The organism is Frankia sp. CcMO1, from assembly GCF_977945845.1.
This window is the reverse complement of sequence record NZ_CDWTMG010000130.1, coordinates 1,676-13,731: the sequence shown is the minus strand read 5'-3', so window position 1 is coordinate 13,731 and position 12,056 is coordinate 1,676. Positions and strand designations below refer to the sequence as shown.

General features: G+C 69.8%; 13 protein-coding genes. 5 read left to right on the top strand and 8 right to left on the bottom strand.

Annotated features, from left to right (window positions below):
* Positions 1-132: 132 nt before the first annotated feature.
* The 3 genes from AC08OU_RS15595 to AC08OU_RS15585 form a co-directional block, all read right to left on the bottom strand.
* Complete coding sequence (locus tag AC08OU_RS15595) at positions 133-459, bottom strand: DMT family transporter (RefSeq protein ID WP_476600634.1); 327 nt, start codon at positions 457-459, stop codon at positions 133-135.
* Positions 460-543: 84 nt separating this feature from the next.
* Positions 544-1,113, bottom strand: a complete 570-nt coding sequence (locus AC08OU_RS15590) for a hypothetical protein (protein ID WP_476600632.1) — start codon at positions 1,111-1,113, stop codon at positions 544-546.
* Positions 1,101-1,640: a hypothetical protein gene (locus AC08OU_RS15585; RefSeq protein WP_462189078.1), complete on the bottom strand. Its 540-nt coding sequence runs from the start codon at positions 1,638-1,640 to the stop codon at positions 1,101-1,103. The genes AC08OU_RS15590 and AC08OU_RS15585 overlap by 13 nt, the downstream gene beginning before the upstream one ends.
* Before the next feature lie 768 nt (positions 1,641-2,408).
* Here AC08OU_RS15585 and AC08OU_RS15580 point away from each other — a divergent pair.
* Together AC08OU_RS15580 and AC08OU_RS15575 are read left to right on the top strand one after the other, a co-directional pair.
* Entirely contained in the window at positions 2,409-3,353 is a 945-nt protein-coding gene (locus tag AC08OU_RS15580; protein ID WP_476600628.1) for a DMT family transporter, read from the top strand.
* 178 nt (positions 3,354-3,531) lie between these two features.
* A complete protein-coding gene (locus AC08OU_RS15575) occupies positions 3,532-5,046 on the top strand; it encodes an FAD-dependent oxidoreductase (protein ID WP_476600626.1) in 1,515 nt (504 codons plus the stop codon).
* 37 nt (positions 5,047-5,083) lie between these two features.
* Here the strand turns inward: AC08OU_RS15575 and AC08OU_RS15570 are convergent, their stop codons facing one another.
* The 3 genes from AC08OU_RS15570 to AC08OU_RS15560 all read right to left on the bottom strand — a co-directional run bounded on the left by AC08OU_RS15570 (position 5,084) and on the right by AC08OU_RS15560 (position 8,211).
* Positions 5,084-6,040 (bottom strand): AIM24 family protein, encoded by a 957-nt coding sequence (locus AC08OU_RS15570; protein WP_476600624.1) that lies wholly within the window; start codon positions 6,038-6,040, stop codon positions 5,084-5,086.
* Between the two features lie 84 nt (positions 6,041-6,124).
* Positions 6,125-6,802, bottom strand: a complete 678-nt coding sequence (locus tag AC08OU_RS15565; RefSeq protein ID WP_476600622.1) for an AIM24 family protein — start codon at positions 6,800-6,802, stop codon at positions 6,125-6,127.
* A 62-nt stretch (positions 6,803-6,864) separates the two neighbouring features.
* Positions 6,865-8,211, bottom strand: coding sequence for a TerD family protein (locus tag AC08OU_RS15560; protein WP_476600637.1), 1,347 nt, complete (start codon positions 8,209-8,211; stop codon positions 6,865-6,867).
* A 303-nt stretch (positions 8,212-8,514) separates the two neighbouring features.
* Between AC08OU_RS15560 and AC08OU_RS15555 the strand changes: the two genes are divergently transcribed.
* A complete protein-coding gene (locus AC08OU_RS15555) occupies positions 8,515-9,504 on the top strand; it encodes an aldo/keto reductase (RefSeq protein ID WP_476600620.1) in 990 nt (329 codons plus the stop codon).
* A 47-nt stretch (positions 9,505-9,551) separates the two neighbouring features.
* Here AC08OU_RS15555 and AC08OU_RS15550 read toward each other — a convergent pair whose 3' ends face one another.
* On the bottom strand, positions 9,552-10,127 hold the full coding sequence (locus tag AC08OU_RS15550; RefSeq protein WP_476592619.1) for an Ntn hydrolase family protein: 576 nt from the start codon (positions 10,125-10,127) through the stop codon (positions 9,552-9,554).
* 189 nt (positions 10,128-10,316) lie between these two features.
* Between AC08OU_RS15550 and AC08OU_RS15545 the strand changes: the two genes are divergently transcribed.
* Complete coding sequence (locus tag AC08OU_RS15545; protein WP_476600618.1) at positions 10,317-11,096, top strand: sporulation protein; 780 nt, start codon at positions 10,317-10,319, stop codon at positions 11,094-11,096.
* 57 nt (positions 11,097-11,153) lie between these two features.
* Positions 11,154-11,579, top strand: coding sequence for a GNAT family N-acetyltransferase (locus tag AC08OU_RS15540; RefSeq protein WP_011437295.1), 426 nt, complete (start codon positions 11,154-11,156; stop codon positions 11,577-11,579).
* 110 nt (positions 11,580-11,689) lie between these two features.
* On the opposite strand, the gene AC08OU_RS15535 is transcribed toward AC08OU_RS15540, so the two are convergent.
* On the bottom strand, positions 11,690-11,836 hold the full coding sequence (locus tag AC08OU_RS15535) for a hypothetical protein (RefSeq protein WP_476595613.1): 147 nt from the start codon (positions 11,834-11,836) through the stop codon (positions 11,690-11,692).
* Positions 11,837-12,056: the final 220 nt, after the last annotated feature.

Genomic DNA, 12,056 nt, shown 5'->3' with positions numbered 1-12,056 from the left:
CCGCGCACCCCGTCCCACCGCACCGGCCTTACCAGCAGCTCAGACAGAGGCACAACCGACACCGGAACGCGATGGCGGTTCTTAGTATAACTACCTGCGCTTTGACCAACCGAAGAACCCGCTACCAGCCGATCAGCGGTGGGCACCGCCGAACTGGAGACCGACCACGCCGACGATGACGAGGATCAGCGAGGCGATCTTCACCGCGTTCATCGACTCGCCGAAGGCGGCCGCGCCAATGACGGCCATGGCCGCGGTGCCGGCCGCGGACCACACCGCGTAAGTGAAACCGATCTCCAGATGCTGCAATACTCGAGACACGAAAAAAAATGACAGTGGATAGCAGACACAGACCATCAGGGTCGGCCAGAGCCGAGTGAACCCGCTGGTCTCCCGGAGCGCCAGCGTTCCAGTGATCTCCAGCACTATAGCGACGATAAACTGCACGGTGATGGCCATACCCGGACGATATCGGCGCGCCGGATGGCCGTCACCCCGGCCAGGGAGTCCAACCCGTTCGACTCGTCGATCGGGTGGCGGTCATCAGTAGCGGGGTGCCGGCCCCGTGCCGGGCACTCGCCTCGGCGAGCAAGGCGGCCAGCCAGCCCAACGCGCCCAACGTCCACTCGGCGAGGGCTCCCTGGCAGGTAACCCGGTCCGAGCAGGTCCCTGCCACAGTTCGTCGACGACGGCGGATTCCAGCACCGGATGGTCGTCGTTCGCCGGGGAGAACGAGTCATCCGAGAAGACGTGCTGGTCGAGTTTACGCAGCCAGTCGAGCATCGCGGGGGCGGCGGAACGGATGGCCGGGTCCTGCCCACCGTCCACCGTCACCCGCACCCGTGTGCTGTGCCGCGGGGCGCAGTCGGCGAACCAGCCGACGTCCTGCAACAGACTTCCCACGGCGGGTGTCCGTAGGCGGCACGGGACGGCGACGCCCCGGCGGCGGCCGGCCGGTCCTGCCCGGCGTCGTTCATCCCCCACAGGCCGCCGGAGGCGTGAGGATGCGACGAAGGAATCCCGCCACGGGTGCACCGCCAGCTCGCCGTACAGGGAGACGAACAGGGTGCCGGCGGGCCCGGCCGCGTCACCCTCGTGTACTACCGCCGGCACCTGATGTTCCGACCCTTCGTGACGAGTTTGTTCGGGTCGTCGGGTACGCCGAGCAGATCCACGTCGATGACGCTACGCCACCCCGTCAGCCTGCTACTCCTGCAGTGGCCCCGCCCGGTCGCCCGGTTCCCGGCGCCACCGCCGGACTTCACCGTCGACCGGCCCACCGTGCCGACGTTCCGCCACGTGCCGTCGCTGTAGTACTCCTGCAGTTGGACGGTGACGACCGCCCTGGTGACGTCGCAGTCGATGTTGACCCACCAGCCGTGTCCGGACGCCTCGTGAGCGGAACTGGAGACGTGTACGTAGTCGCCCCTGGTCTCGAAATAACACACCCGCGCGGATTTCGTGGTACCGGCTGGGGAACTCCTGTCCCGCAGGCCATCCGCGCCGGCCGCGGCGGCGACCGCGGAACCCGGGACGGGCGCGGGTACCGGCCCCGTCGACGCCGCGGTCGCCGCGGTCGCCGCGGTCACCGAGATCTGCGACGTTCCGATCAGCACGGTGCTCGCAATGCAGGATCCCACGGCGAGCCTACGAAGAGAGTGACGCACAAGCGCACCTCCGAATCGGCTCGGGCAGCGGAAAGAAAACCGCGTGCCCGGGGCGGAAATTGACGACACGCACGGCACCGGTCCCACCGGTCCCATTCGGTTCCGGGCGTCATAAAAAATTGCATCGCCGCCATGCCACGTCAAGCAGGCGGCCGTCCACCCGACCCGTGTCGGACTCTACCGGTCGTCGACGGAAATCTTTTCCACATGGCAGGCGAAAACGACTCGCGCAGGCGTTTCTACTTCAGCCCGGCGGTAATCGTCTCGACGCCGCGCACGGCGCCGGTGGCGTCGCTGCCGCCGTGGGCGTAGAACGCTTACGGCCGGTCGGCCGACCGCCGCGCTCCTGTCGGTCTGGAGCGATCCCGCTTCCGTGGACCGGGGGTGTGAGACAGCTACGCCAAGGCCCAGCGAGCAGGACGTTCCCGCTCGGATCACACCGGCGCCCACCAGCCGGGATACACCACATCCGGTTCCCCGGGCCGGTACATTACGGCCATCGTGTCCAACATGCGCGGTCCAGGCAATGCACCACGGCGGCTCGACCGGCCGCTCGGCGGCGTACACCGGGTCCCGGCGGTCCCGCTGTCTCTGCTGTCTCTGCTGTCTCCGACGCTCCCCGGCGAGGCACCCAGCCCGATGAGTACGCCCGCGCGGGGCGGCCGCCATCCCGTCGGCCCGTCCGGCCGCCCGCCGGCAGCCGCCCCGCAGGCCGGCTCCACCTGACGGACCGAACGATCCATGTTGCTCTTCATCCCGCTGGCCCTGTGCGCCGCGTTCCTGCTCGCGTCGTCCGCGGCTCTGCAACAACGCGCCGCCGGACGCAGCCGGTTCGCCGCCCGTGACGACCGGGCGCACGCGCTGCCCGGGATGGGGCATCTGGTCGACCTGGCACGCGAGCCTATGTGGCTGCTGGGCTGGCTGACGAACGTCGCCGGGTTCTTCACCCAGGCGCTCGCCCTGCACCTTGGTTCCCTCGCCGAGGTGCAGCCCCTCATGGTCACCCAGTTACTGTTCGCGCTCCCGCTGGGCCTGGCCCGCACCCATCTGCGGATGGCGCGGGGAGCATGGTGGGCGGCGGCATCGATCTGCGTAGGCCTCGCGCTGCTCCTCACGGTCCAGGGACGCCTCCCCGCCCATGCGCCCCTGGACGAATACCGGCTGGTGCTGGCCATCCTCGCGATCATTGCCCTCGCGGCGACACTGACGGTGTTCTCCCGCGGCCGGCGACCAGCGATGCGTGCGGCGATGCTCGGAGTCGGCGCCGGGCTGTTCTTCGCGCTGAGCGCCCTGCTGATGAAGCAGGCCACCGACGAGACCCTGAACGAGGGGATCGGTACCACCGCGACCCACTGGTTCGCCTACGCCTTGGGCGGAGTCACGATAGCCAGCCTCGTACTCGGGCAGATGGCGTTCGCCGTGGGTCCGCTCGCACCGACCGTCACCGCCATGAACATCACCAATCCGACGGTCTCCTACGCCCTCGCCGTGCTCGTCTTCGGGGTACCCGCCCCGGACACCCCCGGGGTTATCACGGGTGTCACGGTGGCGGCCCTGCTGGTCGTGGGCGGGGTCGTCCTGCTCGCCCGCTCGCCCGCCCTGCCACGCCCCACCCGTCGCCTGCCTGACGCCCCTCGCCACGACGCCCCTCGCCACGACGCTCCCGCCCCGATGCCCCCGTCCTGATGCCCGTCCTGACGGGCGACGAGGTCGACAGGTTCGATCATCTCCCCGGCGGGGCAGGATGCCAGGCAGGACGTCCGGGCAGGACGACGGGGACGACAGGCTCCGGGGGACCGCCGCGGTCGCTCCGCCCGGTGGCGGCCGACGCGGGGGCAGACCCGGGGGGATCCGGGGAGCCGGCATGGGAACACCGTCCGCACCGTTGCGCTGGACCACCCGATGCGCCATCGCGGGCGGTGGGCCGGCGGGGATGATGCTCGGTCTGCTGCTGGCCCGCGCGGGGGTGGACGTCATCGTGCTGGAGAAGCACGCCGATTTCGCCCGTGACTTCCGCGGTGACACGATTCACCCGTCCACGATGGCAGTGATGGCGGAGTTGGGCCTGCTGACGGACTTCCTTCGCCTCCCGCACACCCGGGCCGCCACGCTGGCTTTGGATATGGCGGGCCGGCGCCGGACCGTTGTGGACTTCCGGCACCTGCGGACGCCCTGCCCGTTCATCGCCCTGATGCCTCAGTGGGACTTTCTCACGTTTCTGGCCGAGCGGGCCGCCGCCTATCCGACGTTCCGCCTGGCGATGAGCACCGAGGCAACCGACCTGGTCCGGGCGAACGGACGGGTCGTGGGCGTACGCGCGGCTGGCCCCCTCGGGGAGGTCGAGATCCGGGCGGATCTGACGGTGGCTGCCGACGGCCGGCGCTCGACCTTGCGGTCCCGTGCCGGCCTGCCGGTGCGGGAGCACGGCGATCCCTTCGACGTCCTCTGGTTCCGGCTGCCGAAAGACATGGGCGACGGGTCCGCGAGCGGCCGCCGGGCGGCGAGGGACGGGAACGGGAACGAGGAGGGGAACGGGCATGGGGAGGAAAAGGGGAACGAGCGTGGGGAGGAGGGAAACGGGGACGGATTCACCCTGGCGCACCTCCGCAAGGGCCACGCCCTGATCACCCTGGATCGACGCGACTACTGGCAGTGCGGCATGGTGGTCCGGAAGGGGTCGGCGCAGCGGCAGCCGAAGACGGCCGGCGGGCTGGCGGCGTTCCGTGCGCGGATCATCGCCGCGGCGCCGGCGCTGTCCAGTGCCGTCGACGACCTCACCGACTGGGACCAGGTGAAGACCCTGGTGGTGCAGGTCGACCGGCTTCGCCGATGGTTCCAGCCGGGTCTGCTCTGCATCGGCGATGCCGCCCACGCGATGTCCCCGGCGGGCGGTGTCGGGGTGAACTACGCCGTCCAGGACGCGGTGGCGACGGCGAACCTGATGGCCGCGACGCTGCGGGCCGGGCCGCCCGAGCCGGCCGAGCTGCGGCGGGTGCAGCGCCGGCGGACCTGGCCGGTCGTGCTCATGCAGATGATCCAGGTCCGGCAGGGCGCCTTCCTGGTGCGCCTGCTGGGTGATGACGAGCGGCCGGCGCACGGCGGCAGCCCGTCACGCCGGGTCACGCGTGCCCCCATGACGAACGCGGTGGCGAACGCGACGGCAAGAACGGTGACGGGGGCGGTGCGGGCCGGGATGTCCAACCTGGTGACAGCCATGATGTCCCATGGGGTGACCGCCACGGCGGCGCCGCGGATCAGACGGGTGCTCGGGCGGGTCATCGGCATCGGATTCCGGCCCGAACACGTCCGCACCCCCGACGTGTTCGCCAAGAATGCCGGGTACGCCAAGAATGCCGAGGGCGTCGAGCGAGCGAGATGAGCCCGCGCGCCGCCCGTCCGTCGCAGGCGGTGTCGCCTCAGCGGTTACCGAACAGACCGCCTAGGCCGCCACCGCCGCTTGGGCCGTGACCACCGTGACCACCGTGACCGCCGAGCTGGTTGCCCTGGAACCCGCCCTGACCGAGGCCGAACTGTCCGGCGGGACCGGCACCCGCGATCGCGTTGTACGGCGGAAGTAGCTCGCAGGGCTGCACGATGACGAAGCCCTCGCCGGTGAACTGCATCTGCCAGCTCTCCCCGGTGTTCCCCCGGGGTCGCCACACGGCCGAGGACGTCACCGCCGCCTGCATCGAGACCTGCAGGCTCGACGACCATCCGACGACCGCGTCGGCGTCCGCGAAGTAGTAGTTCTGATGCGTTACGTGCATGACCAGCGGCGCCCCGGACGTGCAGACGGCGACCCGGCCGTTGCCGCGCAGCTCGACCTGGTAACTCCCGACACCGGCGATGCCGACCTGGCTGTCCACCCGCACCAGGTCCCAGATCAGGTCGACGTTGAAGGCGAGCACGTTCTTGCCGTCGACGGTGAGCCCGTCACCGACCAGGTCGAGGATGTGGATGTCCTGCGCCTGGTTGGCGAGGAAGACCGAACCCGATCCGGAGACCTGCATGAGGTTCAGGCCCTCGCCGCCGCTGAAGAAGCTGCGGAAACGCGAGCCCCAGCCCTCCCAGTGCGCGTCGAAGTTCGCGGCACCCTGGTAGGCGACCATCGCGCCTTTGCGGGCGTAGAACTCCCGCATCCCGCGGGCGCCAAGCGTCGCCTTGAGCATCTTGCCGTTCTGTAGGGAGAACGGCTCGTCCGAGGGACGCTCGGGATTGTCCAGGAGACTGCTGCGGAGGCCGCCGGCCGGCCCACCGGGACCACCGGAGCCACCGGGGGGTGTCCCCTGGCCCGGCGGATAGCCCGGACCACCGCCGGGATAGTTGCCCTGCGGACCACTCGGGTGGCCGCCGTACATCCCGCCCTGCGTCATGTCGCCGTCCCCGTCCTCTCCGCGGTGCGCTCCGCCGTTCGGCGCCGGTATCCGGCCGCCCGCCCCCACCGTGCCATCGCGGCCTCAGCCCCGCACCGAGAAGGTCGGCCGCTCGTCCTCGCTCGGTTGCACGACGACGAACCCCTGGCCGGAAAAGCCGAGCTGGAACGCCTCCCCGGATCCGCGCCCGATGAGCCCGCCAAGCCGGGCGGTGCGCCGGGGCTCGACGCGCAGCCCATCGGTGTAGGCGACGAGGGCGTCGGTGTCGACGTAGGTCGACGCTTCCCGGGTGTCGAGCACGATCGGACTGCCCTTGGCGGTCAGCGCCACCCAACCGTGCCCACGCAGCACCACGTTGAACATCCCCATCCCGGACAGCATGGTGATGCCGCGGACCCGCTCGATGCTCCACTGCAGCCCGGCGTCGAAGGCCAGGATGTTCTTGCCGTTGACCGAGAGTCCCTCGCCGGCAAGCTGCGCGACGATGACCTCCTTGCCATAGTCCGCGAGGTACAGCAGCCCCTGGCCGGTCGCCGTCATGAACGGAACGCCCTCACCCGTCGCCCAGGAGGAGGCGATCCGGCCGAGCTGCGGCGGCTGCGGGTTGAAGTCGATCAGCCCCTCGTAGGCAATCATCGACCCGACCCGGGCAAAGAGATCCTGACCCGGGTTCATGACCACCTTGGCGATCTTCGAGCCGTGCCTGCTCATCCGCTCCATGATCGGAGTTAGTCCGTAATGCTGGATCAGGCTGCCCTGCACGGCCCGCTCCTCTCCCCCAGCGGTCCTCCCGCCGGGCACACTCCCCGGATGGTCGACACGCCTCAGACCTCGTACGGCTGGACGACGATGAAGTGCCCCGCGAACCCCATGAACTGCAGGGCCAGTGCCTCGCCGCTACTGCCGGCGTAGATCTGCCGGGAGATCCGGACCTGAGTCGACGCACTGACCCGCATGCCGGTGGTCCAGGCGACGAGGGCGTTCATGTCCGCGAAGGTCGGGCCCTGCACGGTGAGAGTCATCGGGGACCCCTTGGTCATGACGACCACCGAACCCGGCCCGGAGACCTCGAAGTGGAAGAACCCCCCGCCGGGGATGCCGGGGCTCTCGATCCGACGCACCTCGGTGCGCACGGTGGCGTCCATTGCCAGCAGGTTCTTCGCGTTGATGCAGAGGGAGGAGCTGCCGAGCTCGACGATATGCAGGTCCGCGGCGTCCTGGGCGAGGAAGACCTCACCCGAGCCCTTGCAGGTCATCAGCTTGAGGCTCTGGCCGGTCAGCTTGCCCTCGATGAGACCGCGCAGCCCGCCGCTCTTGTAGTCGAACTCGACGCTGCCCTGGTAGGCGACCATCGACCCGCGCAGCGCCAACGCATCCGGACCGAGGGTGACCTTGACCAGCTTGCCGTTCTGCTGGGTCCACCGACCGGCGGTCGGCACCTCCCGGTAGGGATCCAGGCTGTTCATCGCCCCGGGCGGGGTAGGTCGGGCCTGCGACGGCAGGATCTCGGGTCCGCCGAATGCGCCGGTCGGCGGCATCCCACCCGGCATGCCGGTGGCGGGCATCCCACCCGCGAAGCCCATGGGCGGCGGCGGTGCAGCGGGCGGGGCGCCGAACCCGGGGGCGGGGGCCGGCGGCGGCGCCTCGTCGGCGACCTCACCGCCGTAAGAGCGGATGAGCTCGGCCAGTCCCCCCTGGAACCCCTGGCCCACGGCGGCGATCCGCCACACGCCCTTGCGGTAGATGTCGGCGATCATCACGGCGCGCTCGCTGGTGAAGTCGGCGCCGGTGAAGGAGTAGCGCAGCACCTCGGTTCCCGCGACGACGATCCGCAGGTACCCCGACGAGATCGCCGAGGCGCTACCGGCACCGTCGAGGGCGGCGCAGAACGACAGCCGGCCGATCGAGGCGGGCATCTGGTCAAGGGTGACCCGGAACGCCTGACTGTCGCCGGCCTGCGGCCCGAGGAGCTGGATGGACTTCTCCGGCGACGCCGGCTGGTTGAAGAAGACGAAGTAGCGGTCGTCGGTGAGGCGATCGGCGCCGTCCAGGCCGAAGCAGGAGATGTCCCACTCCCCCGGCGCATTGATCTGGATCCCGACGTACAGGTCGGTGCCCGGGGTGATCGTCGACAGCTGCGCCTTCTGCCCTCGACTGAACTGGGTGACCAACACGCTCCCTCCACCTGGCGTTCCGTGACGGACCGGCACAACCATTACCTACCGGCATTACCGTGCCCAACCGGCCAGCCGGCACCCGCCCGCATCCGCACGAACCGGACTGCCGGCAAACTAGCAGCTGCCGGAGGGTACAGCCGAACACGTCGGCGCCGGGAACGCTGTCGATCCCCGGACAAGACGATTCGCGGACAAGACGATCCCCGGGCAAGACGATCCCCCGACGACACCGGCATCGGAGCGGCTACCGGTGACGCTCCTCTCGCGCCCCGGCACGGTCGGGCGTTCACTGGACAGATGCGCTACGTCGAGGGCATCACGACAGCCAGCAGTAAGAAGATATCCAAGATCGGCCTCGGAACCTGGCAGTTCGGGTCCAGGGAGTGGGGGTACGGGGCGAGCTACGCCGACACCGAGGCCGGGCGCATCGTGCGCCGGGCCCTCGAACTCGGGGTGACACTGTTCGACTCCGCCGAGATCTACGGGATGGGGCGCAGCGAACGTATCCTCGGCTCGGCGCTGGCCGGGATCCCGGACGCGCTGGACCGGGCGTATGTGGCGACGAAGCTGTTCCCCGTGCTCCCGCTGGCTCCGATCGTCGAGCAGCGGGCGGTCGCGAGCGCGAACCGGCTCGGGGTGCACCGCATCGACCTGTACCAGGTCCACCAGCCCAATCCGGTGATCAGGGACGGCCAGACGATGCGCGGGATGGCGGCGCTGCGCACCATCGGCCTCGTCGGGGACGTCGGGGTCAGCAACTACTCGCTGACCCGCTGGCAGGACGCCGAGGCGGCGCTCGGCGCGCCCATCCTGTCCAACCAGGTCGAGTACAGCCTGGTTCGGCGCAGGCGGGGCGAGGAGCTGCTGGCGTTCGCCGCCCGGGAGTCCCGGGTCGTGATCGCCTGGAGCCCGCTGAGCCAGGGGCTGCTCTCGGGCCGCTACGACGTCACGAACCGCCCGACCGGGCGGATCCGCGCGATAAACCCGCTGTTCCTCACCGAGAACCTGGCCCGCGCCACCCCGCTGCTCGACGTCCTACGCGAGGTCGCCGCCACGCACGACGCCACCCCCGCCCAGATCGCGCTGGCCTGGGCGATCCATCATCCGTCGGTCGTCGCGATCCCGGGGGCGTCCAGCGTCGCCCAGGTGGAGAGCAACGTCGCCGCGGCCGACATCACGCTCACTGAGGACGAGTACGGCACGTTGACCGCCGCCGCGCAACGCTTCGAACCGCTCGCCGGCACGTCGGCCTTCGCCGCACTGGCCGCGGAACGGCTCCACCGCTGACCGCTGTCCGGCCAGTCCGAGGCGTCCGGTCAGTCCGAGGCGTCCGGTCAGTCCGGGGCGTCGTAGGTGGTCACGTCGTCGGAGGAGATGTCGTCGGAGGAGATGATGTGGAACGGCGGGCACACCCCGGTCGAGTGGTGGGCCGCGGCCTCCAGCGCCATCCGGACCCGCTGTTTCGGGTCGAGGCCCCGGGTGCTGTGCAGCGAGCCGCAGGCGTACTCGTCGCCGCTGCCGACCGCGTAGTAGTCGTCCACGCTGCGGCCGATCTGGTAGTCCGAGTCGATGCGGTAGAGGTGTCCGCGGACGCCGACCAGGAACAGCCCGCCGCTCTCATTGCCGGAGTCGTTGCGGGCGAAGCCGCCGTCGCGCAGGCAGTCCCGGACCACCGCGATGAAGTCCGTCGCCATGAACCGATCGAGATCCCAGTCCTGCGGGACCGGGGGCACGAGGCTGTAGCGGAGCAGCTGGCCCATCCGGAACGAATCAGTGAACCCCATAATGAACTCACTGTTACGAAATACCTTGGTATCCGCACGGACAGTGATAGACCAGCCGGCGACACCGGCGCTGTCCCCACCGATCACGACCCGGCCGTCCTGCTGTACCCCGACGATGCAGGTCACGAAGCGGAATGGTACCGGTTCGCCCCGAAGCCGGACGCCGTACCCCATCCGCGCCACCGGCCCGTTGACGCGCCCCGCCCGCTGTCACCCTGCCGACCCGGGAGCGGTTCCGGCGGTCCGGTCGTCCTGCGGATGTGAGAACGTGTCCTACGCACACACGAGAATGGGAATGGAAGAGGACGGGCACCCATGGGGATGAAGCGGTTCATGTCGCGGCTCGGCGTGGGCGGGGCCGAGGTCGAGACCGTGCTGGACCGTCCGGAGACCCTGCCGGGCCAGGTCGTGACCGGTCTGACCACCGTTACCGGCGGCAAGGTCGAGCAGAAGATCGAGAAGGTCCTCGTCACGCTCGAGGCGACCGTCGAGGTCGAGACCGACGACTCGACCTGGCACGAGCAGATCACCTTCGGTACCCAGCAGATCGGCGGCGACTTCACTATCCACCCGGAGCAGCAGATCAGCGGCCGCTTCGAGCTGCCCGTGCCGTGGCAGACCCCGATCACCGACATCGGCGGGTGGCACCTGCACGGGATGAAGATCGGGGTGCGGACCAAGCTGGCCATCCCCGGGGCGGTGGACCCGGGTGACCTCGACGCGGTGAACGTGCACCCGCTGCCCGTCCAGGAGGCGGTGCTCACCTCCCTCGGTGACCTCGGCTTCCACTTCAGGTCCGCCGACGTCGAGAAGGGCCGCCTACACGGCTCCGACCTGCCCTTCTACCAGGAGATCGAGCTGAAGCCGTCGGGCGAGTACGCCCGGCGCATCTCCGAACTGGAAGTCACCTTCCTCGTCGACGGCTCCGGGGTGGACGTCGTCCTGGAGGCCGACCGCCGCGGCGGGCTGCTGTCCTCCGGCGGCGACGAGCTCAGCCGGTTCCGGCTCGGCCACCACGACACCGACCGGCACCAGCTCGCCGGGCTGCTCCACCAGCAGCTGGAGCACCTGGGCCGCCGCCGCGGCTGGTTCTGAGCGCTCCACCCGTCCGGGGACATCGGCTCACCTGGTGAAGCTGCAAGAATACGGTATGTGAAGATCGAGGAGCTGGAGGCGGATCGTACCTGGCTGGCGTTCGACCCCATGCGGCAGCTTCGGCCGCATCTGACCTCCACCGGGTTCGTCAAGCTCGTCAACGAGGTCCAGCGCCCCGAGGGATACCGCCTGGTCGCGTCGTGGGACGGGGAGCTGGGACGGGTGGTCGCGGCGGTCGGATTCCGGCAGGTGACCTCGCTCGCCTACGGGCGGCATCTGGTCATCGACGACCTGTCCACGATCCTGGCGGCGCGGGGGCGGGGGCACGCCACCCGGCTGCTCGCCTGGAGTGAACGGGAGGCGCGCCGGCTCGGCTGCGAACATATCCATCTCGACGCCGGCACCCACCGCTACGAGGCGCACCGGCTCTACCTGCGGACCGGCTTCACGATCGCGGCCTTCCACTTCACCCGCCGACTCTGAGATCGGGTGGCCCAGGGGATTCGCATCCTTGGGCCACCCGACCTCAAGCCGCGTCGGTCCGGGGCCTGGCTCAATCGTCGCGCCGATCCGGGCTTCGTCGCCCAGGGGCTTCACGTGCTCAGCCCGGCGATCACTATGAAGAACCGGTGCGCCCGGTCGTGCGGCCACACCCGCGACAGCCCCGCGCCCACGAGCATCCCGCACACCGTCCGCCGGCCGGTCGCGGCGAGCATCCCGCAGGCCAGCGCACGGAACACCTGGAACGTCGGCGCGGTGAAACACGGCCAGAAGAACGGCCAGGGAAGACGGTACAGTGAGATCTGGGAGCATCGGCGTCCACTTTTTTGAGCTGGTTTAGGAAGCGCCGATGCTCCCGCCACCAGCCCGTCGGGCAGCCTGCTTCCCTTACCGGCACGCCGCAGCCGTGCCACACCCGGACACCACCATCCGGTCAATGGATTAAATCAACGTGCTTTA

Excerpts from the sequence above, each read along its gene's own strand:
- AC08OU_RS15555 (WP_476600620.1), top strand. The coding sequence starts at position 8,515 with ATGCGCTACGTCGAGGGCATCACGACAGCCAGCAGTAAGAAGATATCC.
- AC08OU_RS15595 (WP_476600634.1), bottom strand. The coding sequence starts at position 459 with ATGGCCATCACCGTGCAGTTTATCGTCGCTATAGTGCTGGAGATCACT.
- AC08OU_RS15545 (WP_476600618.1), top strand. The coding sequence starts at position 10,317 with ATGGGGATGAAGCGGTTCATGTCGCGGCTCGGCGTGGGCGGGGCCGAG.
- AC08OU_RS15570 (WP_476600624.1), bottom strand. The coding sequence starts at position 6,040 with ATGACGCAGGGCGGGATGTACGGCGGCCACCCGAGTGGTCCGCAGGGC.
- AC08OU_RS15580 (WP_476600628.1), top strand. The coding sequence starts at position 2,409 with ATGTTGCTCTTCATCCCGCTGGCCCTGTGCGCCGCGTTCCTGCTCGCG.
- AC08OU_RS15575 (WP_476600626.1), top strand. The coding sequence starts at position 3,532 with ATGGGAACACCGTCCGCACCGTTGCGCTGGACCACCCGATGCGCCATC.